23 protein-coding genes, 1 pseudogene and 1 riboswitch are annotated in these 25,229 nt (G+C 64.6%); of the genes and pseudogenes, 13 read left to right on the forward strand and 11 right to left on the reverse strand.

What is annotated here, in order from left to right; translation table 11 throughout:
- Window positions 1–2,040, forward strand: a 2,040-nt coding sequence (locus tag GY769_03700; GenBank protein MCP4201018.1) for a hypothetical protein, incomplete at its 5' end; no start/stop codon positions are given.
- A 165-nt stretch (window positions 2,041–2,205) separates the two neighbouring features.
- Here the strand turns inward: GY769_03700 and ppk1 are convergent.
- Window positions 2,206–4,380 (reverse strand): polyphosphate kinase 1, encoded by a 2,175-nt coding sequence (gene ppk1, locus GY769_03705; protein MCP4201019.1) that lies wholly within the window; start codon window positions 4,378–4,380, stop codon window positions 2,206–2,208.
- Window positions 4,381–4,541: 161 nt separating this feature from the next.
- Between ppk1 and GY769_03710 the strand changes: the two genes are divergently transcribed.
- The gene (locus GY769_03710; protein ID MCP4201020.1) at window positions 4,542–5,180 is read left to right on the forward strand and encodes a cation transporter; all 639 of its coding nucleotides are present in this window, start codon (window positions 4,542–4,544) and stop codon (window positions 5,178–5,180) included.
- Window positions 5,180–5,953, forward strand: a complete 774-nt coding sequence (locus GY769_03715; protein ID MCP4201021.1) for a hypothetical protein — start codon at window positions 5,180–5,182, stop codon at window positions 5,951–5,953. Before GY769_03710 ends, GY769_03715 begins: the two co-directional genes overlap by 1 nt.
- Before the next feature lie 41 nt (window positions 5,954–5,994).
- On the opposite strand, the gene GY769_03720 is transcribed toward GY769_03715, so the two are convergent.
- The 4 genes from GY769_03720 to GY769_03735 form a co-directional block, all read right to left on the reverse strand.
- Window positions 5,995–6,852, reverse strand: a complete 858-nt coding sequence (locus GY769_03720) for a dienelactone hydrolase family protein (GenBank protein MCP4201022.1) — start codon at window positions 6,850–6,852, stop codon at window positions 5,995–5,997.
- 85 nt (window positions 6,853–6,937) lie between these two features.
- Window positions 6,938–8,728: a phosphomethylpyrimidine synthase ThiC gene (thiC, locus tag GY769_03725; protein ID MCP4201023.1), complete on the reverse strand. Its 1,791-nt coding sequence runs from the start codon at window positions 8,726–8,728 to the stop codon at window positions 6,938–6,940.
- A 34-nt stretch (window positions 8,729–8,762) separates the two neighbouring features.
- Window positions 8,763–8,865, reverse strand: a riboswitch (TPP riboswitch).
- Between the two features lie 506 nt (window positions 8,866–9,371).
- A complete protein-coding gene (locus GY769_03730) occupies window positions 9,372–10,586 on the reverse strand; it encodes a DEAD/DEAH box helicase (protein ID MCP4201024.1) in 1,215 nt (404 codons plus the stop codon).
- Window positions 10,587–10,612: 26 nt separating this feature from the next.
- Complete coding sequence (locus GY769_03735) at window positions 10,613–11,620, reverse strand: alpha/beta hydrolase (GenBank protein MCP4201025.1); 1,008 nt, start codon at window positions 11,618–11,620, stop codon at window positions 10,613–10,615.
- A 92-nt stretch (window positions 11,621–11,712) separates the two neighbouring features.
- Here GY769_03735 and GY769_03740 point away from each other — a divergent pair, with 92 nt between their 5' ends.
- Genes GY769_03740 through GY769_03750 form a run of 3 tightly spaced genes read left to right on the forward strand, consistent with a single transcriptional unit; the run spans window position 11,713 to window position 13,391 of the window.
- A complete protein-coding gene (locus GY769_03740) occupies window positions 11,713–12,495 on the forward strand; it encodes an alpha/beta fold hydrolase (GenBank protein ID MCP4201026.1) in 783 nt (260 codons plus the stop codon).
- Window positions 12,496–12,515: 20 nt separating this feature from the next.
- Window positions 12,516–12,854 carry a hypothetical protein gene (locus tag GY769_03745; protein MCP4201027.1) on the forward strand — a complete coding sequence of 113 codons (339 nt, stop codon included), beginning with the start codon at window positions 12,516–12,518 and terminating at the stop codon, window positions 12,852–12,854.
- Between the two features lie 24 nt (window positions 12,855–12,878).
- The gene (locus tag GY769_03750) at window positions 12,879–13,391 is read left to right on the forward strand and encodes a PDZ domain-containing protein (protein MCP4201028.1); all 513 of its coding nucleotides are present in this window, start codon (window positions 12,879–12,881) and stop codon (window positions 13,389–13,391) included.
- 222 nt (window positions 13,392–13,613) lie between these two features.
- On the opposite strand, the gene GY769_03755 is transcribed toward GY769_03750, so the two are convergent.
- Both GY769_03755 and GY769_03760 read right to left on the reverse strand, forming a co-directional pair.
- Window positions 13,614–14,042, reverse strand: coding sequence for an ACT domain-containing protein (locus tag GY769_03755; protein MCP4201029.1), 429 nt, complete (start codon window positions 14,040–14,042; stop codon window positions 13,614–13,616).
- Window positions 14,039–16,159, reverse strand: coding sequence for a hypothetical protein (locus GY769_03760; protein MCP4201030.1), 2,121 nt, complete (start codon window positions 16,157–16,159; stop codon window positions 14,039–14,041). Before GY769_03760 ends, GY769_03755 begins: the two co-directional genes overlap by 4 nt.
- Window positions 16,160–16,293: 134 nt before the next feature.
- On the opposite strand from GY769_03760, the pseudogene GY769_03765 reads away from it, so the two are divergent.
- The 3 genes and pseudogenes from GY769_03765 to GY769_03775 all read left to right on the forward strand — a co-directional run bounded on the left by GY769_03765 (window position 16,294) and on the right by GY769_03775 (window position 17,900).
- A pseudogene (locus GY769_03765) lies at window positions 16,294–16,683 on the forward strand (arsenate reductase ArsC).
- Window positions 16,684–16,749: 66 nt separating this feature from the next.
- Window positions 16,750–17,154, forward strand: a complete 405-nt coding sequence (locus GY769_03770) for a PaaI family thioesterase (protein ID MCP4201031.1) — start codon at window positions 16,750–16,752, stop codon at window positions 17,152–17,154.
- A complete protein-coding gene (locus GY769_03775; GenBank protein MCP4201032.1) occupies window positions 17,151–17,900 on the forward strand; it encodes an endonuclease in 750 nt (249 codons plus the stop codon). The genes GY769_03770 and GY769_03775 overlap by 4 nt, the downstream gene beginning before the upstream one ends.
- Here GY769_03775 and GY769_03780 read toward each other — a convergent pair.
- Window positions 17,875–18,171, reverse strand: a complete 297-nt coding sequence (locus GY769_03780) for a hypothetical protein (protein MCP4201033.1) — start codon at window positions 18,169–18,171, stop codon at window positions 17,875–17,877. The two genes, GY769_03775 and GY769_03780, sit on opposite strands and share 26 nt — an antisense overlap.
- Window positions 18,172–18,347: 176 nt before the next feature.
- On the opposite strand from GY769_03780, the gene ytxJ reads away from it, so the two are divergent.
- The 3 genes from ytxJ to GY769_03795 are packed head-to-tail and all read left to right on the forward strand — an operon-like array spanning window position 18,348 to window position 20,651.
- Window positions 18,348–18,728 (forward strand): bacillithiol system redox-active protein YtxJ, encoded by a 381-nt coding sequence (ytxJ, locus tag GY769_03785; protein MCP4201034.1) that lies wholly within the window; start codon window positions 18,348–18,350, stop codon window positions 18,726–18,728.
- A 16-nt stretch (window positions 18,729–18,744) separates the two neighbouring features.
- Entirely contained in the window at window positions 18,745–19,674 is a 930-nt protein-coding gene (locus GY769_03790; protein MCP4201035.1) for an ankyrin repeat domain-containing protein, read from the forward strand.
- Window positions 19,671–20,651 (forward strand): hypothetical protein, encoded by a 981-nt coding sequence (locus GY769_03795; GenBank protein MCP4201036.1) that lies wholly within the window; start codon window positions 19,671–19,673, stop codon window positions 20,649–20,651. The genes GY769_03790 and GY769_03795 overlap by 4 nt, the downstream gene beginning before the upstream one ends.
- On the opposite strand, the gene GY769_03800 is transcribed toward GY769_03795, so the two are convergent.
- The 3 genes from GY769_03800 to GY769_03810 form a co-directional block, all read right to left on the reverse strand.
- Window positions 20,638–21,414 (reverse strand): 3'(2'),5'-bisphosphate nucleotidase CysQ, encoded by a 777-nt coding sequence (locus tag GY769_03800; protein MCP4201037.1) that lies wholly within the window; start codon window positions 21,412–21,414, stop codon window positions 20,638–20,640. The genes GY769_03795 and GY769_03800 overlap by 14 nt on opposite strands.
- Entirely contained in the window at window positions 21,411–23,132 is a 1,722-nt protein-coding gene (locus tag GY769_03805; protein MCP4201038.1) for a bifunctional sulfate adenylyltransferase/adenylylsulfate kinase, read from the reverse strand. Before GY769_03805 ends, GY769_03800 begins: the two co-directional genes overlap by 4 nt.
- A 96-nt stretch (window positions 23,133–23,228) precedes the next feature.
- On the reverse strand, window positions 23,229–24,191 hold the full coding sequence (locus GY769_03810; protein ID MCP4201039.1) for a mannose-6-phosphate isomerase: 963 nt from the start codon (window positions 24,189–24,191) through the stop codon (window positions 23,229–23,231).
- A 461-nt stretch (window positions 24,192–24,652) separates the two neighbouring features.
- Between GY769_03810 and GY769_03815 the strand changes: the two genes are divergently transcribed.
- A complete protein-coding gene (locus GY769_03815; protein MCP4201040.1) occupies window positions 24,653–25,222 on the forward strand; it encodes a translation initiation factor IF-3 in 570 nt (189 codons plus the stop codon).
- Window positions 25,223–25,229: the final 7 nt, after the last annotated feature.

Genomic DNA, 25,229 nt, shown 5'->3' on the forward strand with positions numbered 1-25,229 from the left:
GAGGTCGTGCAGTTCCTGGCCGATCAGGGGCTTCCCAACGAGAACGCCCCGATCGACCGCACCAACGACGGCGATGCTTACCTCGCCAAGGTCGACTTCCAGGCCTCGGACCGGAATCTCTTGACCCTGCGTTGGGCCTATCACTACTCGCGGCAGGAGAACGGCACCTTCGACGTGCCTTCCTGGGGCGTGAGCTCCAATGCGGTGGAGCTTGACTATGCCCACGGCTACACCGGCTCGTTCATCAGCACGATCTCGGATACAATGCTCAACGAAGTCCGCGTCCAGTACGCCAAGGAGTGGCGGCCGCGGCCCTACGAGGGTCCGAACATCCCGGGTCAGGACCGGCCCTTCCCGGACACCGCCTTCGACTTCGTTGGCGGCTACCGCATCGGCATGCCGTTCTTTATTCCGGTCATCTACGACGACGAGCGCCAGCAGCTCAACGAGAACGTCTCGTTCCTGAAGGGCAACCATGCCTACAAGGCCGGCCTCGAGTACAACGACGTGGTCTCGTCGCAGACCTTTATTGGCTTTGCCAACGGTCTCTACAAGTTCAGCTCGTTTGACGGATTCAGAAACTACGTCGAGCTCGGTCCCGGCTATGGGGATTGCTCAGGCGGCGGTACGACCGTCACCGGGACATGCCCGGACGGCGAAACCTTCTCCGGTCCGCTCCTGCTCTTCCTCCAGCAGGCCGGCGTCGGCGGCTTGACGGTGGAAGAGGCCGGCACCCAGGACATCGGTCAGACCGAAACCGCGTTGTTTTTTCAAGACACCTGGAAGCCCAACGCGAACATGACCTTCGATCTGGGCCTGCGCTGGGAGATGCTCGACAATCCCAGTCCGATCACGCCGGCGAGCGAGGTCTTTTTCGCGCCCTTCTTCGGCCAGACCCGGGACTCGCTGTTAGGGCCGCTGGAGTTCCCTTCGGACGGCACCATTCCCGACGACAACGAGCAGATCCAGCCCCGTTTCGCCATGGCCTGGACGCCCAAGGGCAGCACCGACTCGGTCATTCGCTTCAACTCGGGGATCTACCACGCCCGGATTCCGGCGCTGGCCCTGGCCTCGACGCGGTCCACCGATGGTTCGCGGGGACAGACGCTCTTCGCGAACAGCTCCTTCCGGCCGCCGACCTGGCCCAATCTGCTACCCGAAGGTGAGGCCGGAGACCCCTTCTTCCCCAATGTCTACGTCTTCGACAAGGACTGGCAGACGCCGCGCACCTGGTCGACCGCCCTTTCCTGGGAGAAGGAGATCAAACCGTCCTACGCCCTGCTGGTCAAGGCCAACTACGCCAAGACCGATCACATCACCCGCTGGATCAACAACAACGACCCGGTCCTCGGCTGCCCCTGGTCTTCCGGTCTGGGAGCCGATGGCTCGAACGGCATCAACTGTGCCCAGAGTGAAGGCCTTTGGACGGTCTCGTCGACCGCCAAGAGCCGCTACTACGGCGTCACGGTAGGCATCAACAAGCGTATGTCCAACAAGCTGGCGTTCCAGGCCTATTACACCAACTCCGAGGACAAGTCGGACGACGACAACGAGCGCGATCCGTTCACCATCCGCTACGCCAACATCTCGGATCTGGACGCCGAGTTCAGTCTCTCCGACCGCCACCAGCGCAACCGTTTCAACGCCTGGCTGCTCTGGCAGGGACCGGTCGACGTCAACGTGCGCGCGACCTTTCTCGACGCGCAGCCGGCGGACATCAACCCGGACGGCACGCCGGTCAACGGCTCTCCGCCGAGCGCGAGTCGTTGTATCGGCGACTGCACCGTCGGCGGCGAGGTGTTCCGGCGCAATCAGGGCGAGAAGGACAACGAGTTCTCGACCGTCGACGTTCGGCTGTCGAAGGACTTCGAGGTCGGCAACACCACCGTGCAGCCGATCTTCGAGATCTTCAACCTCCTCGACGAGGCGAACTTCCTGATTCCCGAGACCACCTCACTCATCTTCAACTTCGATGGCACCGTGCGCAGTGGCGCCGGCGAGCCGCGGAAGTTCCAGGTCGGCGTGAGAGTGTTGTTCTAGTCTCTCCATCCCAACGCCGGGCTTCGGAGGAGCGAAGCCCGGCGCCTTACAAACACGAGCGCCGCCGGGGGAACCGGCGGCGCTTTTCTTGTCGGGGACACCAGTCCTTGGTGCTCACGCAAAACCAGTCGGGAGGGGACACCAACGGATGGTGTCCTCGATTTCCTAGACCTCAAGCGCGGCGGGCTCGTCGACTCGAGCCATATCCTTTTCCGGCTCCGCGGGGCTTGGCGGTCGCGAGCGCGCCCGTTCGATGAAGATCTCCTGGGCGGCTCGCCGGGGCTCACCGGAGGGCGGCTGCCGGCGCCGGTACTTGCCGTCGGGATCGGCGTCCCACGCCGAGGCGTTGTCGCTCGCGTACACGTCGAGGATCTCCAGCAGCTCGCGCCGGATGGTCGGATCCACGACCGGCGTGATGGTCTCGACCCTGCGGCTCAAGTTGCGCTTCATCCAGTCGGCCGAGCCTATGAAGTAGGCTGGATCCCCACCATTGGCGAAGCGGTAGATCCTGCTGTGCTCCAGGAAGCGACCGATCACGCTGAAAACGCGGATGTTCTCCGACAGGCCCGGCACCCCCGGGCGCAGACAGCACAGGCCCCGGACGTTGATCTCGATGGGAACCCCCGCTTGGCTGGCGCGATACAGCTCCTGAATCGTTTCCTTGTCCTGAAGCTGGTTGACCTTGGCGCGAATCCCGGCCTCGCGCCCGGTGCGAGCGTGCTCGGCCTCCTGCCGGATGAGCTCCACGAAGCGACGGCGCATCGTCACCGGCGCCACCAAGAGCCGCTGGTACTCGACACGGTGTGTCGCGCCGGTGAGCTCGTTGAAAACCTCCGCCATGTCGGCACAGATCTCGGGCTCGCAAGTCAGGATGCCGAGATCCTCGTAGATTCTCGCCGTGCCGGTGTGGTAATTGCCGGTACCGACGTGCGCGCAGCGTCGTATCTGGCCACCCTCCTCGCGAACAACCAGTGGGCCCTTGACGTGGGTGTTGAGTTTCTCGACTCCGTAAGCGACGTGAACGCCTTCGTCCTCCAGAAACCGCCCCCAGGCGATATTCGGCGCTTCGTCGAAGCGAGCCGTGATCTCGACGAGCACCGCCACCTGCTTGCCACGCCGCGCGGCTTCGGCCAGCGCTTGCACGATGGGCGAGTCCTTGCTCGTTCGGTAGATAGTCAGCTTGATAGCCAGGGTCGCGGCGTCCACCGCGGCCGACTCGATGAAGCGCAGAACCGAGGTGTCGAAGCTATGGTAGGGGTGATGGCACAAGATGTCGCCCCGCCGGATCTCGTCGAAGATGGCTTGCGGCGCTTGCGGCAGGGCTTTGAGGCGTGCATGGGTTCTGGGTTTGTGGGGAGGGAGCTTCAAGTGCGGCCGATTGCCGCATTCGAGGTCCAGCAGATTGCTCAGCCGCAGCAGGGTTCGCGAGCGATAGAGATCGTCGTCGTCGATCCCGAGCTGGCTGACCAGCCACTGACAAAGGTCGGGGGGCGTTTCGGAGTCGACCTCGAGCCGGACGGTGCCCGCGAAGCGTCGCGCCTTGAGCTCCTTCGACACCAGCCGAATGATGCTGCCGGGCTCTCGGAGGGCCTCTTCCGAGGTCAGATCGCGCGACGCATCCGGCTCGCCCTGGGCGCCGCGCGTCACCCGGAACCGATAGACCGATTCCGGAGGCGTGGTTGGAAAGAGCAGATCGAGATTGGCGGCGATGATCTCCTCGAGGGGCGTGTAGCCCACTCCGCCCTCGAGCGGCACCCACCGGGGCCGATTGTCGGGGACCTTGATGCGCACGAACCGCAGGCCTCTGCCTTCTTCGAGGGGTAGTCTTGCCGCAAGGTTCAGGGCGTCGTTGCTGATGAACGGAAAGGGATGCTCGGCGTCGACCGCGAGCGGCGTGAGAATCGGCAGCACGGAGTGCTCGAAGTACTCGCGCAACGGCGCCCTCGCCGTCTCGTCGAGCTCCGCCCACGCGAGAATCGGAAGATCCTCCCGAGCCAGCGCCGGCCGGACGTTCTGTTCGAGGACGCGTTCCAGGATGTCGCTTTGATCGAGGATCTCGGCACGGCAGGCGACGAGCTCCTCCTCGGCAAGACGGCCGTCCAGCGAGCGCTTCTCCGGCCACATTCGCATCTTGCGCTTGATTCCGCTCATGCGCTTCATGAAGAACTCGTCGTGCAGCATGCCCATGATGCCGGCGAACTTGATGCGCTCGAAAAGCGGCAGCTCGCGGTCCTCGGCCAGCGCCAGAACCCGACGCGCAAAGGCGAGCCAGCTCAGCTCGCGATCGAAGAAGGCCCTGGGTGAATCGACAGGAATCGTGGATTCATGTGGCTCGGCCATGGCTTTCAGCCCTCGGTGCCTGGGCGCGATGCGACGCTCGAAGAACTCCATTCTAACCGAGATGGGTGGGGGGGCCTGCTGTTTGGCTGGACCTAGTGCTCACGCCGAGCGAGAGCCATCCGGTGAGCGGGCCTCTCGGTCCTGCTACGCTAGCTGCGGCCATGGTCGTGGGCGCTCCAGCACTCGAAGACCGGCCGGCTTTGCTCCGGCGCGGCCGGCGGCTGGAGTTTCTGACCATCGGCTGGAACTTCATCGAGGCGATCGTATCGGTAGGCGCCGGCCTTCTGGCCGGCAGCGTTTCGCTGATCGGCTTCGGCATTGATTCGGTGATCGAGAGCCTCTCCGGAGCGGTGCTTCTCTGGCGGCTGGGCCACGATGACGACCGGCACGAAGGCCACGCTCGCAGACTCGTGGCGGTCACGTTCTTTCTCCTCGCCGCGTACGTCGGCATCGGCTCGGCCAGGGCTCTGATCACCAACCGGCCGCCCGATGCGAGTGTTTTGGGAATCGTCATAGCCGCCCTTTCGCTCATTGTCATGCCGGTGTTGGCGCGAGCCAAGCGCGCGGTCGCCCTGCGGATTTCGAGCTCGGCCCTGGTCTCCGATTCCCGCCAGACCGATCTGTGCGCGGTTCTCTCGGCGATCCTGCTGGTGGGGTTGGCGCTCAACGCCTTGTTGGGTTGGTGGTGGGCCGATCCGGTGGCGGGTCTTTCGATGGTGCCGATCATCGCCTGGGAGGGCTGTCGCGCCTGGCGCGGCGAAGAGTGCGGCGACTGTCATCCGGTCGAACTGAGGAGCTGATGGCGCCGGTAACGCTGATCGCGCTGCTAGCATTTCTGCTCATCGTCGGTCTCCTACTGTTCTTGCGCTGGGGGATGAACTGGGGTTCGGCTCGGGCGGAGCATGAACTCGAGATGCCGGGCGACGAGTATCTCGGCGGTGGGCCAGCGGCTCGGGTCGTGATGACGCGCGCGATCGCGATCGAGGCCGAGCCCGAGATCGTGTGGCCCTGGCTGGCCCAGCTCGGTCGCGGCGCGGGCTGGTACAGCTACGATCGATTGGACAACGGCGGCCGGACCTCGGCCGAGCACATCGTCTCCTGGATCCCCGCTCCCGCAATAGGCGATGCCACGCCCACCGGCTACCTGCGCCATATCGAGCCCGGCCGCTCTCTCGTTTGGTGGGCCGAGGGGGCGCGGTTCGCCGGCGCCACGACCCGATTGGTGGTGGACATTCAGCTGACGCCCGATGGTGGAACCTCGCGGCTCGTGATCCGGATGTCCGCAGACGCCAAAGGGCTGACGGCTCCGCTCGCCCTGCTGGCGTTCCGGGTGATTGACAGCATCATGGCGCGACGCCAGCTGCTGGGGATTCGCGGGCGAGTCGAGCGTCACGGGGCTCGCTCGAGTGATCCCGAGCGCCCCGAAACCGGCGCGCCGGACCAGTATCAGTTCTACGAGGCGATCTATGCTTCGGGCGAACTAGCCGGGTTGCGGGGCAAGGAGCACGCGCAGCGATGGCGCACAGCGGCCATCGATGATGGCGTTGTCCTCGTCGCCGCAGAGGATTCCTAGGCGCTCGCGCCTGAGAGCTCGCACCTGCCTCTGAAGAGGCTCTACTCGCCGGCGAAGGTCTCGCCCAGGAACACCTCGAGCTCACCCCAGCTTTCGATATCGGCGTCCTCGTTGTAGGCGAGCGGCATGCCAAACTCCTCTCCAACCGAGGTCGCTCCTGGGTTGGTGAACGAGTGCTGGGCTCCCGGATAGGAGATGAACTTCATGTCGGCTCCGGCATCGGCCATTTCCTGTTGAAACGCGTCGATCTGTTCCGCCGGCACCATGGGGTCGTCGGCGCCGTGGGCGACCAGAATCCGCGTTTCGGTTATTCCGGGCTGGGCGGGCGCGAGCGGCGCCAGACCGCCGTGGAAACTCGCGACGGCGTCGAGCCCGGCTCCGATGCGGGCCATGTGCAGAACCACGCCGCCGCCGAAGCAGTAGCCGATCGCGGCGGTCTTGTCCGGGTCGGTCGTGGGGTGGTCCTCGAGGAGCTTCCGGGCCGCCTCGAAACGCGCGACTCCGGTCTCCAAGCTGCCGAGAATCTCCATCATGAACTTCTCGGCGTCTTCGGGGTGCTCGGCGAGCTTGCCTTCGCCGTACATGTCCAGGGCCAAGGCGGTGTATCCCATGTCGGCCAGCATCTCGGCGCGCTTTCTGGCGTATTCGTTGTGTCCCCACCACTCGTGAACCACCAGGACGCCGGGTCTCGGTCCTTCGAGCTGGTCGTCGTAGGCCAAATAGCCGGTGAAAGTCACGCCGTCGACTTCGTATTTGATGACCTCGCCGCGAACATCCGGGGCGAGGGCCTTGGCGACGGCGGTTGGTTTCTCGGTGGTCGGCCCCACCGCGGGCTCCTCGGCGGGTTTTGCGCACGCTATCGTCGTCAAGATTGCCAGAGCTGTCAGCACTCGTTTCATCGAGAATCTCCTCATTTCGATTCGGGTCGTCTCCCGGCAGTTTCTAACAGCCGGTTGTCGAAGAGTCCAGACCCCGAGATTGTCGCTACCGCGAGCCCAACTGGACGAGCCGATCCTCTTGGAGAGACCTGGCTGTATCCGCGTCGACGTAGTCGCTGTGGCAAGAGGCCCTGCCCTCGGAGGCACTGTCGCCGATCATGACTTCCTGTGTCCGGCCGGCCATGGCGTGGATCTCCTCGGGCGAGAGCACGCCTCGCTGCTCGAGGATCTGCCGCTGCTCGGGAGTGAGCGGTGCGCTTTGCCGGGCTTCTTCCCAGGCATACTCGTCGTCCTTGCCTGAGGCGAACTCCTGGATCTCCTTCGAGATCCGAACACTGCACCAGTCGTGACCGCACATGGCGCAGAAGTCGGTGTCGACGGCCAAGTCCTCGTCGTGTAAAGCGCGGGCGGTATCGGTATCGAAGGCCAGCTCGAAATGGCGGTCCCAGTTGAGAGCCGCGCGCGCTTTGGTGAGCTCGTCGTCCCAGTCGCGGCTGCCGGGGATTCCCAATGCCACGTCCGCGGCGTGGGCCGCGATCTTGTAGGCAACGCAGCCTTGTTTGACGTCGTTCTTCTTCGGCAGTCCCAGATGCTCCTTGGGCGTGACATAGCAGAGCATCGCGGCGCCATGATAGGCGGCCGCGGTTGCCCCGATCGCCGACGTGATGTGGTCGTAGCCGGGGAAAACGTCGGTGACCAGGGGGCCGAGCACGTAGAACGGCGCACCGTGGCAAAGCGTACGCTCGAGCTTCATGTTGTACTCGATCTGATCGAAGGGGACGTGCCCGGGACCCTCGATCATCACCTGGACGCCGTGGCTCCACGCGCGCTCGGTGAGCTCACCCAGAATCTCCAGCTCGGCCAGCTGGGCCGCGTCGGTGGCATCGGCCAGGCCACCCGGCCTCAAGCCGTCACCGATCGAGAATGACACGTCGTACCGGCGCATGATCTCGCAGATCTCGGCCCAGGGAGCATACGGGGGGTTCTCTCGGCCGTGCACGAGCATCCACTTGGCAAGTAGTGAGCCGCCGCGCGAGACGATGCCGATCAGGCGATTCTTGACCAACGGCAGGTGACGCTTAACGACGCCCGCATGAATGGTGAAGTAGTCGACGCCCTGGCGAGCCTGGTGTTCGAGAGTCTCCAGGATGATCTCGGGCGACAGGTCTTCGAGGCGGCGGCCGATGATCATCGAGTAGATCGGAACGGTGCCGATCGGCACCGTCGAGTTGCGGAGAATCGCGTCCCGGCAAGCATCTAGATCGCCTCCGGTCGAGAGATCCATTACCGTATCCGCGCCCCACCGCTCGGCCCAGCGGAGTTTTTCGACCTCATCCTCGGTGCCCGACGAAACCGGAGAAGCGCCCATGTTGGCGTTGATCTTGGTACGGCTGGCGCGCCCGATCGCCATGGCGTCGAGCCGGTGGCCGAGGTGCACCTTGTTCGCGGGGATGATCATCCGACCCGCCGCGACTTCGTTGCGAACCTGGTCCGGCGTCAGGTGCCCCTCGCGCTCGGCGACTCGCGCCATCCCGGCTGTGACGATGCCGAGTCGGGCGTGCTCGAGCTGCGTGATGGGCTCGAAGCCCTCGGGAGCCGTAGCTCGAATCGAGCCGCCCCGTCGCTCGACGCTCCAGCCCTCGGGGAGGAAGTCCCAGGCGGTCCTGGTCGACGGTGGCGGCATCCCGGGGGTGTCCGGGGAGGCGAACGTGAGCGGCCCCCCGATGTCGGGCGCGAGCGCAAACGAACCGGGCGTGGTGCCCTCGGCGGTGCTGGAAGGGTTGGGGGCGCCGAAGAGCGGGAGTTGGATCTGACTTTCACGTCGGTTCGATGTCATGGCCCCTCCTTCTGGGTGCCAGGCTCGACCGACCTCGGAGTGTGAGTCGCAGTCCCTCCGCCGGTGCGAACCGGATCAGGTTCGACGGGTCCGTCTCAGCTTCGCCGGACAATGACGTTGCACCCCGTGCGACCGCAGCGGAGTATACACGGCAACTGCAGCCCTATTTCGTCGGTGGTCCGCACGTCTAACGGTCTCTGCACCTAGCAGCCGTTCGGCTGGGCGCGTGGGCGGCGGTCGGGCCTTTGCCTGCGCCATCGGCGATGGCTGCGCGCAAACCGTTGATTGCCTTCGAGATGCCGAGTCCCCCGCTGCGGTGCGGGCAAATCGCTTGACCTCGCCTCCCCCTCCAGTCGCCACGCCGGATCCTCGCATCGCCTCAAACGGCTTTGCGCCCGGCAAGGCCGAGACCGGCTTCTTCTTCGACAGTCACTCGGGAGGCGCTGGAGACAGCCGATTCGGCAGAGCAGCAGGCCAGGGGGCTCGCCGCAAGCGCACGCGAGATCGAATCGGAGGCATCGGTCGGTTTGCGCGTAGCGGCGCGCAGCCGAGGGCCTGACCGCCGCAGGTCTCCTTGCCCGAGGCGTCCCCTGGCCGCTGCTCTGGCAATCGGCGTCTCTGCGCGGGCAAAGGCCAGAAAGCCTTACAGCAGCCTCCGGCGGCGGATTTTGCGGCCGCGGATCGTGGTCTTGCGCTCGACGTACGGCTCGACCCCGGGCGCCGCGCAGCGCGGCAGCGGTCTGCCTAGTGCGCGCTCGATCATGGCGATCTCTTCCTTGTGCTTCCACGTCGCGATCGTCGATGCGATGCCCTCGGCGTCACCTCGCGCCGTCCGGCCCGCGCGGTGCACGTACTCCTCGACGTTCTCCGGAATGCCGTAGTTGATGATGTGCTCGATTACCGGAATGTCGATTCCACGGGCTGCGACGTTGGTGGCAAGCAGGATCCGGTTCTTGCCCGAGCGCAGGCTGGCCAGGGCCTCGACGCGCTGACCTTGACTGCGGTCCGAGTGCATGCGGTCGACTCTGTGACCTTCCTGTTTGAGCTGCTTGTAGGCCCACTCGGCGTCGACCTTGCGGCGCAGGAAGACGAGAGTGCTGCCCTGCTCCTGCTCCAGGAGGCCCATCAGGCATGCCCGCATGTTCTCGGGCTGCACCAGATAGAGGCGATGCTCGATGCCTTCGGCGGTGCGGCCGTCGGGGCGGAAGTCGACCTGCTCCGGCTCGCGCATGAAGCGCCGGGCGATTCGGTCGATCTGGGCCGGCATGGTGGCGGAGAACATCATGGTCTGACGCTGCGCCGGCAGGAGTTCGAGTACTCTCAGGATCTGGGGCAAGAACCCGAGATCCAGCATGTGGTCGGCTTCGTCCAGCACCAGGTACTCGACCCGGTCGATGTAGGCGGTGCGGCGCCCGACGTGATCGAGCAGACGCCCCGGCGTGGCCACGATGACGTCCGGCTTGGTCCTCAGCTTGCTGATCTGGGGGTCCATCCGGACACCGCCGATCAGACACACCGAGGTGAAGCCGGTGGTCGGCTCCAGGACGTCGAGAAAGGACTTGGTCTGCATGGCGATCTCGCGTGTCGGGCACAGCACCAGAGCCCGCGTGCCCCGGTTTGGCGCGAGACGCTCGACCATGGGAAGACAGAACGCCGCGGTCTTCCCGGAGCCCGTCTGCGCCAGCCCGATCAGGTCGGCGCCCTCGAGAGCACGCGGCAGAACTTCGGCTTGAATCGGCGTGGGATTGTAGAAGGCGATCTCGCGCAGGGCGTCGGTAAGCCGGAGGCTCAAGCCGAGATCGGAGAAGGACTTGTCGGCAGTGACAACGTTGTCTTGAGGTAATCCACCCGTGAACATCGCGGGCATTCTAGCGGAACGCCGGCTCAACGGGTTCGGGCCGGGTCCACTCCGGAAACGGCGGAGTCGACCTCGGCGAAAAACGGCAGAACTTCGGCGACCAGTTCGTCGGGCTTCTCCTCCATCGGAATATGCCCGCATTCGGTGATCTCGATGAAGCGCGCGTCGGGGAACCTGCCGATGGCCTTGCGGGCACCCTCGGATGGGATGAGCACGTCATGCGAGCCCCAGATCGCGAGCGTGGGCTGTCCGAGGGTCTCGTAGCGAAGATCGTCGAACCTCTCATCCGAAGGGGCCGGAGCGGTGAGACCGACGTAGGCCCGTGTCACCCCTTCGACTCGCACGCGCTCCAAGTAGGAGGCGATGAGCTCGTCGGTCACGGCCCGGTCGTCGTAGAAAGAACGCCGTAGCGAGCGGCGCACGAACGAAGGTCGGAGGAACGCGCGTACCAGTGGCGGAGCAAACGGTCGCCTGCCGAAGATGTGCCGGCGCTTGTCGCTGTACACGGGTACCGTGCTCCCTACCAGCACCATCGAGCGAACCTTGTCCGGCTCGAGATGAGCCAGGCTCATGACCAGACCGCCGCCATAGGAGTGCCCGACGAAGTGAGCCGACGGCCAGCCGAAATGGTCAACCACGGCCGAGAGCACATCGACCTGGCCGGTGCGCGAGTAATGATTCTTGCCCTTGGGCCTCTCGGTGAGACCGAAGCCGACCAGGTCGAGCGCAACGACCTGATGGCGCTCGGCGAGAGCCGGGAGAACGTGGCGCCAGGAGTAGCTGGAAGCACCGTAGCCGTGCACCAGGACGACGGGGCTCCCCGTGCCGGGTTCACCGAGGGTCTCGACGTAGATGCGGGCTCCTTCGACTTCGACGAAACTGCCGCTGCCCAGCCGTTCGACGAGGTCATCGTAGGCCGGCAGTGAAGCACAGGCACCCAGGGCAACAGCGGCAAGCAAAGCCGTGAGGGCAAGGTGCCAAGAGGCTGCAGCGTTTCTGAAGGCGGCTCGAGTCCAGGCCGGTCCTCGGTGCATGAGGCGGATCCTGGCACATTTGGAGCAGGTTCGAGATGGGGGTATGGTTCGCGTCGAACGGCGTTGACAAGCGAGGGCCGAGTTCCACCGAGATGGATAAGCTGCATCAGATTCCTGCGAACGGACAAGATGCCGAGCTGGTGGCTCGCGTCGGTTCCGGCGCAGAGGGTGCGACGACGATCCTCTATCTTCACGGCTTCGGCTCCAGTCAAAACGGTGAGAAGGCCGAGTTCTTTCGCCAGCGAGCCGAAAGCGCCGGATTCGGATTCGTCTCGTTGGATCTTCAGGGCCACGGGGTTTCCGGAGGCTCCATGCGCGGCCTGACGTTGAGTCGTTGTCTACGTGACGTCGAGCGAGCTCGCCGAGAGCTACCGTCACTTCGCCAGGAGGTGTCGCTGATCGGATCTTCGATGGGCGCCCTCGTGGCGCTCTGGCACGCGGCGCTCGCGCGATCTCCGGCTTCGGCGGCGGTGCGATCGCTCGCACTCATCGCGCCCGCTCTGGGCCTCGAGAGGACGCTCGCCGATGCGCTCGGGCCCAAAGGCATGGCGGACTGGCAGCGAGGCGGCGTTCTCGAGGTGACCAACGAGTTGGGCACTTTCGAGCTGGATTGGGAGTTCGTCGCCGATCTGGAGCGCTATCCGAGCTCGAGGCTCGCGTCGCTTCACACCACCCCGGCTTTGATCTTCCAGGGCAAGCTCGACGACCGGGTCTCTTGGCGAGAGGTGGCGGCGTTTGCGCAGGCCACTCCCGAGCTGACGCGGCTCGAGCTTCTCGAAGACGGCGATCACCGGCTGATCGATCGCATGGATTGGATCTGGTCCGAGACGGCGCGGTTTCTGAACGCTGCAACCTCGCCCGCCTCTGCCACGTAGAATAGAAGGCCGGAAGGCTGATGAGGTTCAAGAGGCGAGTTTCGACCATGATTGCAGGCATTCTGCTGGTTCTGATGGCGATCGGCTGCGACGCTCCGGCAGACTCCGCGGGTGTCGCTACGATCGAGCAGACGTTCGTAGATGCGACTGTGGTCGAGTCGAGCGAGGCCGAGGATGCGGAGCAGGGGTTGGTTGCCGAGGAAGCCGCGTCGGCAGCGTCGTCAGAGAGCGCCTTCGGTGAAGTCGGCGAGGTCGACGATCCGTTCGCCGCGATCGGTCCGGCTTTCTCGGGATTAGGATTTCAAACTCATAGCTCGGCTTGCGACCCGTTCGAAGACGAGTACGGAACCTGCCTGTGATGGGTTCCGCTGGAGGCTGACACAATGCGTACGACCCGAAAAATCACTCCGTTCCTTCTCGCCGCGCTCGTTGTGGTGCCTGCCTGGGCCGGGGACGATGATCCCGACCACGAGAAGAAAAGATGTACGGCCGATGCGGGCGTCTGCGTTCGTGGAATGGTGGAGAAGCTCAGCCAGAAGGGCTGGATCGGAATCGAATGGAATGATGAGGATGAGATCCCTGTGCTGACGCAAGTCGTCGCGGGCAGTCCCGCGGAGGCGGCCGGGCTCAGCCGTGGCGACACGGTGCTGGCATTCAACGGGGTCAGCACTTCGGCGGGTGAAGAGGCCGTGTGGGCCGAAGCCAAGAAATCCCTGGTGCCCGGCAAGACCATCACTCTTACGATCGAGCGGGCCGGACAGAAGAAGGAGGTGGACGTGCACCTGGTTGCCCTACCGCGTCACGTCATGGCCCAGTGGATCGGGAATCACATGCTCGAGCACCACGTTGCCGAAAAGGACGAGGAACGGGAGGAAGCCGAGGCTCCTCGGCCCTGAGCGCGATCCCTCGAAAGTAGCGGGTTGGCTACTCTGGGATGGCTGGCTCCGATTGAGTCGCGCCGGTGAGATCTCTCCGGGAGCGAAGAGAGGCTCCCTGCGAGATCCACGCGGCGCTCCCTTCAGCCGCGGATCGGCGGAGCCATTGCAGAGGCCGACCTCCGCTTGCCCTTGAGCGAAGCGAAAAGTGTCGACCGTCTCAACTACAGCGAAGAGAGCGCCTCAATCACCGCCCGAGCCCAGCCTGTTCACGTTGCGCTCTCGGTTCTCTCGTCGGATGCGGTGGCCGGCGGCTTCCAGACCGGCCGCCGCCGTGGCCAGCTTGTCCTCACGAACGAGCAGGTAGTCGGTGTCGAAGGTCGAGAAAACGAACACGCTGACACCGGCTCTACAAAGGGGCGCGGTGAGTGAGCTCAGAACCCCGACCTCGGCGAAATCGAGGGGTCCCGCTACTTCCAGACACTTCCAGGGGCCGTTGGAGCGCACCGAATCGGGGACCCTGTCTTCGTCGCACAGTACGGAAAGCTCGCTCGGAGTCCGGGCGATGCAGGTGATCTCGCCCTTGACCCAGTCCGGAACCGTCGCCTCGGGCTCGAGCCGAACGATCGCATAGCGGCCGCGAAGCAGCTTCAGCTCGAGCGGCCGAGTCATGGCAGTGGTACCGAGGGCTGCTGAGCTCGACGGCGGCCGATCCACGGCACTCCCAGATCGGTCAGAGCGGCGACCTCGAATGAGCCTTCGCGCAGGAGCCAGTCACTCTCGGGCGTCGGCTGCCAGAGTCCCACGACCAAGCTGACCGAAGACGCTTCGAGGTGGGCGAGCCAGGCCTCCGGCTCGGCTCGGGCGTAGCGCTCGCGGGCGCTCAGCTCGAGCTCGTTGGGAACGGTCGATGTCGGGAGGTGCATCAGTCGGTTCTGAAGTCGCGAGCCCAAGAGCGGGTAGAAGAACTGGTTGTGTCCAACCTGGTCTCTGCCGACGGTCACGCCGATGCGTTTCTCCTCCGGTGTGTCGAGCATCTGCCAGAGCGATGCGGCGGTGGCGAAGGTCGGGTGTATGGGATGGGCATCGAAGGCACCGAGCCCCGGCGCCGTTTCCCGGTAGATCGGATAGCGAGCCCGTCCGCGAATGGTGTCCCAGGCGCTCAGAGACAAAACACCTGTCAGGACAAGCAGGCCCACGCGTGTGCGCGCGCGCAGGGTCCGAGCGGCGAAGGTCTGAAGCGCAAAGGTGGCCAGGGCGCAGACCACGACCACGCCGGCGATCTGAAGCGATGGCTCGACCATCGCTTCAGACCAGCCGATGGGGAAGAAGTGAAACGTCGCGGCCAGCAGTGACGCGCTCAGAGCGAGTCGAGCGCTCCATCCGGGCAGCAGCGTGGCGCACAGAGCGATCGGAGCGAAGGCCGGCAGGATATGCCGTCCGAGGACACCGATCCAGACCGTTCGGAGTGCGAGGTTGCCAGCCGACAGGACGAAGGGGATCGTGATGACGGCACCGGCGAGGCAGAGCAAAACGGGCAGGCGCCGATCACTCCGGTTCAGGGAAAGGCCGACGCCGAGGAGCGCGGCGGCGCCGAGAATGGCTCCCCCAACGCCGAAGTTCATATGCCCTTCGCCGGGGGCTCCCGACCAGAACAACCGCAAGAAACCCGGCCACCCGGCGCCGGTAAGAACCGCGGGTGAAAACACCTGTCCGGAAAACAGCTCCGCGAGCTCCTGGTGAAACGGGAGCCGAAGCAGGGGAGCCTTGATCGGGTAGAACGGCGATCCGGTCCGGATCCAGGTCCAGACATACCCGACACAGGGCAGCAAGAGGGCCGCGCCGAAAGATGGGTAGACGGTCCTGGCCAGTCGCCCGCGATGGCGCCAAGCGGTCGCGGCGATCGCTAGCATCACCGGAGCGGCAAGCAAGACGCTGCTCGTCTTGGTCGCGATAGCCAATCCCAAGGCGGCGAGGCCGAGAACGCCGTTGGCGGGTGCCGGATCTCTCAGGAACATCAGCGCGTGGGTGATCGCGAGCAGGATAAAGAGAACTACGAGGTTGTCGACATAGTTCGCGGTCATGAAAACGAGCACGGTGGGCAGAGCGGCGAGGGCCGCTCCTCCGAGCCAGGCAGTCCGGTTCGGCGCTCCGAGAAGCCGGGCCAGCCGCGCACCGGCGATCCCGACCGCCAGCCAGACGGCAAAACCGAAAACGCCGAGCAGCAAGTCGCCGCGAAAGGGCAGCATCACCCAAGCGAACAGGATCTCGCCGCCGGCGGGAAACCAGCGGTAGTAGGTCCAGGCGTCCGGGAAATCCGGCAGGGCGAGGGATCCGGACTGAATCCAAAACGCCGCCTTGGGCAGGTGCATGGTCATCGCGTCCCAGGCCATCGGCGGCGCCGCCATGCCCTTGATCAGGCGAGCCAGGGCAATACCGGCGACCGGCAGGGCGGCCCAGAGCCACGGGTCGCGCAGCTCGGGCCCGCGAAGAGAGACTCCGTTCAGGACCTGCCGCGGGGTCCTGCTCTTCGGCGCCAGAGCGGCTGCGGTCAGCCCGGTAATCAGCATTCCACCGGCGGCGATCCAGACTCGAAAGGCTCCCAGACCGGCGAGCAGGAAAAAGAACACCACACTCAGCCAGCAGATCACCAGTGCGCCGTCGAGGGTTCGCTCGAGGGCGCCCCCGCGTCGAAGCGACCGGGTCGCCTGCAGCCACAGGGCTGCGGCGAGGCCGAGCGCCGCGAGCGCAACGACAGCCAGGAAGACGTCTAGTATCCGGTCGCTCACGGCTGATTCTTGGTCAACGGATGCGGCTCTCTGCGGAAACCGGTTGCGCCTGCCATCGGCGCTCTTCCATAATGATCGCCGGAGTTTAGCAGGGCCCGGCGGGCCCGACTTCGGGTCTCGAGGGCCCCTGTTCGATGCGCCGAAGACTACTTTTCCTCTGCACTCACAACAGCGCGCGCTCTCAGATGGCGGAGGGGCTGTTGCGTCACGAGGCGGGCGATCGTTTCGAGACTCACAGCGCTGGAACGATTGCGACCACGGTTCGTCCAGAGGCGAGGACAGTCATGAGCGAGATCGGGATCGATCTCTCGGGCCAAGAATCGAAAACTCTGGATCGGTTCCTATACGAGCCATTCGACCTCGTGGTCACGGTCTGCGATCAGGCAAACGCTGCGTGTCCGGACTTTCCGAATGCCAGGGAGCGATTCCACTGGTCGATTCCGGATCCGGCGGGGATCCAAGGTTCCGAGGAGGAGAGACTGGCTGCGTTTCGCTCCGCCCGTCTCGACCTCGAGGGGCGCATTAGAGCCGAGATCCTCGAGCCGGCGGCCGGCACGGCACGGCTCGAGCACTACCGAAAACTCGAGCAGATGTACCTTTCGGCTCCCACCAACGCTCACTACCAACCGGGAATCGAGATCAGCCAGGCTGCGGCTCGAGTCACCATCGACGTCCGGTCCGAGTTTCACCACGCCGCCGGCGGCGTCCATGGCTCGGTCTACTTCAAGGCGCTTGACGATGCCTGCTTCTTCGCCGCCAACTCGGTGGTCGAAGACGTTTTCGTCCTCACGAGTCAGTTCAATATCCAATTGGTTCGACCGATCTCCGAGGGCCGCTTGATCGCCGCCGGGCGGGTGCTGCACTCGGGCAGATCGTCCCAGATCGTTCGGGGTGAGCTCCACGACGAGTCGGGGAACCTGCTTGCCGTGGGCCAGGGAACTTTTATCAGAAGCGGTGACCGACTCACGTCCGAGATGGGATATCGATTACCGTGAAGCTCAGAATACTCACGTACAACATCCACCGGGCGATTGGCGTCGATCGCTCGTTCCGACCTCAGAGAATCGCCGAGATTCTGGCTCACCATGATGCCGACCTGGTGCTCTTGCAGGAAGTCGACGACGGCGTTCCGAGATCCCGGAATATGGATCTGGCTCGCGAGCTGGCCGAGGAGCTCGGCTACCCGCATCGGGCGGTTGGTCACAATGTCAGTTTGCGCAAGGGCCGGTACGGCAATGCAACCCTGTCGAGATACCCGATCGAGCGTGAGCGCAACATCGACCTGACCATCAGGCGTAAGAAGCGTCGCGGCTGCCAGCACACCACGCTTCGAGTCGAGAAGATCCGTGGGCATCCGCACAGGCTCGAGGTCTTCAACCTGCACCTCGGTCTTTCGGCAAGAGAGAGGCAGCAACAGATCGGCTTGCTGGCAAGCTCGAAAGAGTTCGCTGTCCTCGGTCACGACACGGCGTGCATCGTGGGCGGCGATTTCAATGATTGGCGATCGTTGCTCAGGCCGTTCTTCGTCGACGTCCTCGATTTTGACTGCGCCACCGAGGGTTTGACCCGTCGCGGCCGGAGCCCGATTCGTACCTATCCGTCGTTCTCGCCCCGGGGAGCACTGGACCGTCTCTACTTTCGTGGATCGATCAGGAGATTGATGGCCCGGAGATGTCGGCTCCGAGCCTCGAAAGTCGCGAGCGACCATCTACCGATCATCGCCGAGTTCGAGCTGCACTAGGGCGCTGGCCCAGGAGATCGGCCAGGGCTTGCTGGTTGAATCCCACCAGGAGAGTGTCGTCGACCTGGAGCAGAGGTGCACGGAACTTGCCCGTGGGCCCCTTGAGATCGTCGGGGCGAGCTTGGCCACCGGCAATCTCGACGATCTTGCGGCCCCGGCAGACGATGACCCGTGCCGCCGAGCTCAGAATGACGTCGACGTCGGCTGCGCCGAGAGGATCGACGCGAGACGAGCGCTCGATTCGAGGCTCGCAGCCTGAGGCTCTCAGCACCTCACGGGTGCGCTCGCAGCTCTGTCAGGACGGACGGAAGTAGAAAAGCCCGACTTTCATTTCTGGCCTGACATTGTATGCCGGCCGTTGTTCCGAGGGGCCGGCCTTTGTATGATTACGCCTCCGAGTCGAGCCGCCGGCTTGACTCAAGCCACCTACAAAGAAGGATAGCCGCCATGGCCGACGCCCAGGAGCTCAGCCGCATCACCACGCTTGCACAACTTGACGATCTTCTGGCCGCCTCTTCTGAGCGACTCGTCTGGATTTTCAAGCACAGTCTCATCTGCGGTACTTCGGCCGGCGCCTGGCGTGAGTTCGAGAAGTTTGCCGCCAGGCAGGCGGACCGGACCACGATCGGAGTGATCGAGATCCAACGGGCCCGGGAGGTCTCGAGAGAGGTCGAAGCGCGTACCGGCCTTCGCCACCAGTCGCCCCAGGTTCTGGCGATTCGAAGCGGCCGCCCGGTTTGGCACGCGAGCCACTGGGAGATCACCGAGCGGGCTCTGGACGAGGCCGAAGAGATCCACGCCGAGCTCGAGACCGCGAATCAGGCCTAGCGCGTCGCCAATCGCAGTGCAACTCATTCCGTTCATTCTGACCGGCGTCCTGGTTCTGGCTGGCGCCGCCGGCACGGGGCCCTCGGCAGATGGTTCCGGTGGCGCTCCTTCGGTGGCCACGCTGGTTGGCGAAGGACGGTTGGACGAGCTCCAACAGACCATCCACGAGGGACTGCCACCGGAGGCCGGCCTCATGGCCGCCGTGCGCCACGACTCCGAGGACGCTCTGCGTTTGGTCCTGCAACTCGGAGCGGATCCCAAGGGGCTGCAAGCTTCGCGGGCCTTGCTGCGGGCTCGGCGCCAGGGCCTCGATCGAACGGCCCGGATCTTGACCGAAGCGGGGGCGAATCTCGAGGGTAGGGATCCCTATGGAAGGACGCTGCTGATTCTGGCGCTTGAGGAGGAGCCCGTTTCTCGGGTCCAGGCCATCGCATCCGCGGGGGCCGACGTCAACGCCACATCCAACGTCGGCACGACCGCGCTGATGGCGGCGGTCGTCAGTGGGTGGCCCCGGAAGGTGAAGACGCTGCTCAGATCAGGTGCCGACATCGAGGCCGAAGATCGAGACGGATGGACGGCTCTGTCTTGGGCTGTACGGATGGAGGCGATCGATATCATGCGTCTGCTGCTCGCGCGCGGCGCGGATCCGGACCACGTCGACCGTCTGGGCTGGACGCCGCTGCTTCTCGCCAGTGCCCAGGCAAACCCGGCGGTGGTTCACGAGTTGTTGGCCCGGGGCGCGAGTCCGAATCTCAAAACGCCAACGGTGGGCACGCCCCTGATCCGGGCGGTTCATGGAGGCGACCCCGAGGTTCTCCGGCAGCTGCTTGTCTTCGGTGCCGATCGCCGGCCGCTCTATGGCGGCCGCAATGCATTCGGTTGGGCGAAGTCTCTCGGCCGGAGCGAGCTTGCCCAGATGCTCGAATGGCGGGGGCCCAAGCGGTGAGAGCACGTCTTTTCAAACTCCTGCTGCTTCTGGCCGGCGTCGCCCTCGCGCTGATCGTGGCCGAGCATGGACTGAGGCTCATGGGCTGGGAGTACAAGCCCCTGAGCGTCCATGTGCGGGATCGAGAGGATGCCCGTGGTTTCCATTTGTTCGACGACGACCACTTCGTCTACGATCCGCGGCTGCTTTGGCGACCCAAGGCGAGCTTTGGAGTGTTCAATTCGCAGGGCTTCCGCGGCCCCGAAGTCTCGCGCCGTCGGTCGGAGGGGGAACTCCGGATCGTCACGGTCGGTGATTCCAACACACTGGGATGGGCGGGCGAAAACGGCGCCAATTGGCCCGAAGCACTTGGCCAGAGGTTGACGTCGATGGGTACAAGGGTCACGGTGGTCAACGCCGGTGTCTGGGGCTACTCCTCGGCGCAGGGCCTCGAGCGGCTCGAAGAGGTCTTGCCGTATCAGCCGGACCTCGTGCTGGTCAGCTTCGGAGCGAACGATGCCCACAGGGTCAGCCGCTCGGACCGGGAATTCGCCGAGGCCTCACAGTGGCTTCGTCGCATCACGCGCTGGCTCACGCACTTCCGGCTCGGCCAGCTGGCGGCCGTGAGCGTGCGCGGCGATTCCCCGACCGGGGAGCTCAATCCCCGAGTGCCGCTCGACAAGTACCGCCAGAACCTGACACAGATGTCCGTCATGATCAGGTCGACCGGCGCGGAGCCGGTCTTCCTGACCAGGCCGTTCACAGGATCGATCAACGATCCGCTGGTATGGAAGAACTTCGCCTTCGACTACAACGCGGCGACGGTAGAGATCGCCGCTCAGCAGGCGGCGATGGTCGTCGACCTCTACAGCTACTTCAAGGGCCGCCCGGAGTTCTTCAGCGACGAGTCACACTTCACCGCCGACGGCCATCGGTTGGCGGCCGCGATCGTCGCCGATCATCTGAAGCCGTATCTCGGCGATCTCAAGCGAGAGTAAACGTTTCATCCTCGAAGAGACCGTCGGTGCCAGCGCCGAGTGCCGCCAGACCCGGTAGCTTGAGATCGGCGCGGTTGAACGTCGGTTCACCCTGCCCGGGAATGAAAACCCGTCCCCCGGCCGCGTTGACCAGCGCCGTGCCGGCCGCGACGTCCCACTCGTGCTTGGGTACGAGGGTCCATGTCGCGTCGACCAGACCGGCGGCGACCAGCCCCATCTTGAGAGCGACCGATCCCATCGGCCGGAGCTCCCAGCTGCGCTGCTCGTACTGAGCCCACTCGCCCCGCCTGATTTCACTCCGGCTGGCCAGGACCACCGTGTCTTCCGGCGCGGTCGTTCCCCGAGGCGAGACCGGGTCTCCGTTCAGGGTGACCCCGGTTTCGAGCGACCCGATGATCTTCTGCTTCCTCGACGGACTCAGGATTCCGCCGGCCACTGCCTGGCCGTCGACGACGAAACCCACCGACACGCACCATTCCGGAATCCCTTGAACGAACTCGCGAGTTCCGTCGATCGGATCGACCACCCACAGACGACGGCTCGTTACTCGCGCCGGATCGTCCTTGGTCTCCTCGGAGAGCCAGGCCTCGCCGGCACGGGGCAGAACTCGAAGCAGCGCCTCGTTCACCGCCAGATCGGCTTCGGTGACGGGGTCGTTTCCTGCCTTGAGTGTCGCCTCTATCTGACCGGCGGTGAAGTTCTCGAGCACGCCCGCGGCCTCATCGAGGGCGCTGCTGATGCGATTCAGGATCTCCGAGCTCAAGCGTGGTCCTCGTGAGGACCGTCCAGGAAACCCTCCTGACGAAGGTGGTCGACGATCTTCTGCGCCGCGCGCTCGGCGGTGAGCTCGCCGGTATCGATCACTACCTCGGCAGATTCCGGCACCTCGTACGGGTCGTCGATGCCCGTGAACTCCTTGATCAGGCCCGCTCGCGCTTTGGCATAGAGACCCTTGCGGTCGCGAGTTTCGCAGACTTCGAGAGGCGTGGAGACGTGAACCTCGATGAAGCCACCGTGGTGCTCTATCAACTCGCGAACGCGTCGCCGCGTGCTCGAGTAGGGAGCGATCGGTGCGCATACCGCCGCGCCGCGATTCTTGGTGATCTCGCTGGCCACGAACCCGATGCGCTGGATGTTGAGGTCGCGATGCTCTTTTGAGAAACCCAGCTCGCTCGAGAGGTTCTTGCGGACGATGTCGCCGTCGAGAAGGGTCACGGGGCGGTCGTCCATTTCCATCAACTTCGCGATCAGGATCTGGGCCACGGTCGACTTGCCCGAGCCCGAGAGCCCGGTGAAAAACACGGTGTAGCCCTGCCGCAATCTGGGTGGGAATCGGCGCCTCAGGGCGTCGATCACCTCGGGATAGGAGAACCACTCCGGAATGTCGGCGCCCTCGCGGAGCCGACGGCGCAGCTCGGTACCCGAAAGATCGAGGATCTTCTCGTCCTCTTTCACCTCGGGTCGCGGCAAGTACTCTCCACGGTTCTCGGAATAGACGACCTCCTGGAAGGGAACCAGCTCGATCCCGGACTCCTCCGAGTGCTTTGCAACCAGCTCCTGGGCGTCGTAGGGCCCGTAGAAGGAATTGCCGTCGCGGTCGCGCGGCCCGGCGTGGTCTCGTCCGACGATGAAATGAGTACAGCCGTAATTGCGCCGGATCAGCGCGTGCCAGAGCGCCTCGCGAGGTCCACCCATACGCATGGCCAGGGGCAGCAGGCTCAGCGCCGCCATCTGGGGCGGCAGCTGGGCAACAACGGCCTCGTAACAGCGAACCCGGGAGAAATAGTCCACGTCTCCCGGGCTGGTGCGACCCACCACGGGATGAATGAGAATCTTGGCGCCCTTGTCGAGGGCCGCTCGACGGGTGAGCTCGACGTGAGCTCGGTGCATCGGATTGCGGGTCTGGAAGGCCACGATCCGGTCCCAGCCGCGTCGCTCGAACTCCGCGCGCAGTTGCTCCGGCGTGTGGCGATGATGGCGATAGGTGTGGTGTGGTGGCAGCTCCAGACCTTCCAGCTTGCCGCCGACGTAGATCGGGTGAGTCTCCTGCATGAGCTGGAACACGCCGGGGTGATCTTCGTTGTCGGTTCCGAATACGGCTACCGCTTCGGCTCGCCGGTCGGGTGTCCAGATGTCCTCGATGGTCAGGATCGCCAGCACCATGCCCTCGGGATGGCGCAGCGCGACCCGATCTCCCGGTGAGAGGGTTGTGGCGAAGTCCTCGGTGACATCGAGCATGATCGGCATCGGCCACAGGGCGCCGTTGGCAAGCCGAAGGTCACTGCAAACACTCTCGTAATCGGCCTTGGAGAGATAGCCGGATAGGGGGGAGAAGGCGCCGTTGAGCAGCAGCTCGCTGTCCCAGATCTGGCGGAAGTTCAGATCCCACGAGGGAAGGCGAACTGCTTCCTTCTTGAGTTCGGTAATGCGATCGTCGTCGACGAGCAATGGGCGAAGTTCATGTGTTGCGACAGATGTCATCTTTCTTTCCAACCTGAGTTGTTTTTGAGGAGTGTTGGTCCGCGCGAGGCGGTCCGATGAAGCCGCAATATAGCAGGAATGCGTGAGAAGGTCAGGCTAGCGGGGAGGTGTCGAGACGCGTAGAAGCTCGGCCCGGGCCTCGCTCCGAACCTCGAAGGCGCCGAGATCTGCCGGCAGAAGCGCCCACGAGACCGACTCTAGATCCACCGCGCCGCGTCGGGAGGAGATCGTGGCGGTTCCCGAAAGCGCTCCCCAGATCTCGAAGGTCGAGCCGTCGCACTCGGCTCGGTAGCCGGCGGTGTCCAGGCGCAGCCTCTCGGTGCGGAAGTAGGGGCAGTCCACCAGAAGCTCCCGGGTGGCGGCGCCGGCCTCCAGTTGCTCCGGCTCGACCGTGCCCGGCCGTACCGACTCGAAGTTCGTGACTTCGAGGGCTCGCTCGAGACGAAGCGATCGACCTTGGTCCGAGGAGTCCTGTCGGCCCCAGTCGTATACGCGGTAGGTGACGTCGCTGGTCTGCTGGATTTCGGCCAGCACCAGCCCTGGCCCGATTGCGTGAACGGTGCCCGCCGGAACGAAGAAGACGTCACCTTGCCGGGCGGGCACGCGCTGGAGCAGTGTCTCGAGCTCGTCCCGCTCTAGAGCCTCGGCCAGAGCCCCGATGTTGGTGGGTCGATCGAATCCCAGGATGATCTCGGCGTCCGGAGCAGCGTGCAACACCACCCACATTTCGGTCTTGCCGAGATCGTCTTCGTGTTTGCGGGCGTAGGCATCGCCGGGATGCACCTGTACCGAGAGCCATTCGTTGGCGTCCAGAAGCTTGATCAGAAGTGGAAAGCGATCTCGGTCTACGGCGGACCGATTGCGGCTTCCGACCAGCCGGGGCCCGTAGGCGCGCAACAGCTCACGAATCGTCGCTCCCTCCCAGGCGCCCCCGGTTACGGCGGTCTCTCCGTTGGGATGATCGGAGATTTCCCAGCTCTCGGCGATGGTCCCCTCGGGGAGGTTGCGTCCGAGCAGCCGCTCGAGATCGCGACCTCCCCAGACATAGTCCTTGAGCACCGGTCGAAACCGCAAGGGTCCGAGAGGAGCGAGTTCTATTCCGGTCGCCATCGAGCGGCCAGCAGGCTAGCACAAGCTGCCGGTTGCGTTTGGCTGTCTGGTTGTGTGTTAATCTTTCAGGCGGTGCGTTTGCAGCCTTTCATCGCCTCCACCGGCCCGCACCCTGTGCCGGTATCGACCTATCCTCTTGCCGATGCGTTCCCGGCCGTGCCGGCGAACGCTCCCGCATGAAGCAACCGGCTTTGAACTTGTCGTGAGGCTGCAGCCGTCTGAGAGACGGGACGCCGATTCTGGAATCGGCGGAGGGCAATCGTGGCAGACGCGCGCGATCGCGGTGTCTGACGTGCATCTGACGGATCGAAAGGAGCAGGATCATACCTAGAGGAAAACGATTTCGAAGGCCACCGGTTCCGGTGGATCGAACTCGGGTCAATCACCATATTCGGAAGAGCCCGGTTCGGTTGATTGACCATGATGGAACTCAGGTCGGCGTAGTCCCGGTCGAAGAGGCCAGGAAACGAGCCGAAGCGGTGGGCCTGGATCTCGTAGAGGTGGGAGCCAACGCGGATCCGCCCGTCGTCAAGATTCTCGACTGGGGCAAGCTCAAGTACGAGCGCGAGAAGCAAGCTCGCGAGGCACGCAAGAAGACCCACACGATCGAAGTCAAAGAGGTCAAGTACCGGCCCAATATCGACAAGCACGACATGGAGCGCAAGACGGACCGTGTCATGGGCTTCCTGCGCAAGGGCAAGAAAGTCAAAGTGACCGTTTTCTTCCGCTATCGCCAACTGCGCAGGCCGGAGCTGGGCGCCGAGATTCTCGACTTCCTGACCCAGACCGTCGAGGGACTGGGCGTGGTCGAGTCCCGCACCAAGCTGGAATCCCGGCGAATGGTGATGGTGATCGCACCGGTGGCGCAGGACAAGCGGGAGGCGGCCGCCAAGACCAAGCAGAAAGCGGAGTCCTCCGAGGCCGACAAGAAGGCGGCGAAGCCGGCCTCGGACGAGTCAGGGAAAGAACCGTCGGTCTAGCCCGGTC

The organism is bacterium (assembly GCA_024224155.1).
GTDB lineage: Bacteria > Acidobacteriota > Thermoanaerobaculia > Multivoradales > JAHEKO01 > CALZIK01.

Excerpts from the sequence above, each read along its gene's own strand:
- ppk1 (MCP4201019.1), bottom strand. The coding sequence starts at position 4,380 with ATGGCCGAGCCACATGAATCCACGATTCCTGTCGATTCACCCAGGGCC.
- GY769_03710 (MCP4201020.1), top strand. The coding sequence starts at position 4,542 with ATGGTCGTGGGCGCTCCAGCACTCGAAGACCGGCCGGCTTTGCTCCGG.
- GY769_03715 (MCP4201021.1), top strand. The coding sequence starts at position 5,180 with ATGGCGCCGGTAACGCTGATCGCGCTGCTAGCATTTCTGCTCATCGTC.
- GY769_03720 (MCP4201022.1), bottom strand. The coding sequence starts at position 6,852 with ATGAAACGAGTGCTGACAGCTCTGGCAATCTTGACGACGATAGCGTGC.
- thiC (MCP4201023.1), bottom strand. The coding sequence starts at position 8,728 with ATGACATCGAACCGACGTGAAAGTCAGATCCAACTCCCGCTCTTCGGC.
- GY769_03730 (MCP4201024.1), bottom strand. The coding sequence starts at position 10,586 with ATGTTCACGGGTGGATTACCTCAAGACAACGTTGTCACTGCCGACAAG.
- GY769_03735 (MCP4201025.1), bottom strand. The coding sequence starts at position 11,620 with ATGCACCGAGGACCGGCCTGGACTCGAGCCGCCTTCAGAAACGCTGCA.
- GY769_03740 (MCP4201026.1), top strand. The coding sequence starts at position 11,713 with ATGGATAAGCTGCATCAGATTCCTGCGAACGGACAAGATGCCGAGCTG.
- GY769_03745 (MCP4201027.1), top strand. The coding sequence starts at position 12,516 with ATGAGGTTCAAGAGGCGAGTTTCGACCATGATTGCAGGCATTCTGCTG.
- GY769_03750 (MCP4201028.1), top strand. The coding sequence starts at position 12,879 with ATGCGTACGACCCGAAAAATCACTCCGTTCCTTCTCGCCGCGCTCGTT.
- GY769_03755 (MCP4201029.1), bottom strand. The coding sequence starts at position 14,042 with ATGACTCGGCCGCTCGAGCTGAAGCTGCTTCGCGGCCGCTATGCGATC.
- GY769_03770 (MCP4201031.1), top strand. The coding sequence starts at position 16,750 with ATGTACCTTTCGGCTCCCACCAACGCTCACTACCAACCGGGAATCGAG.
- ytxJ (MCP4201034.1), top strand. The coding sequence starts at position 18,348 with ATGGCCGACGCCCAGGAGCTCAGCCGCATCACCACGCTTGCACAACTT.
- GY769_03805 (MCP4201038.1), bottom strand. The coding sequence starts at position 23,132 with ATGACATCTGTCGCAACACATGAACTTCGCCCATTGCTCGTCGACGAC.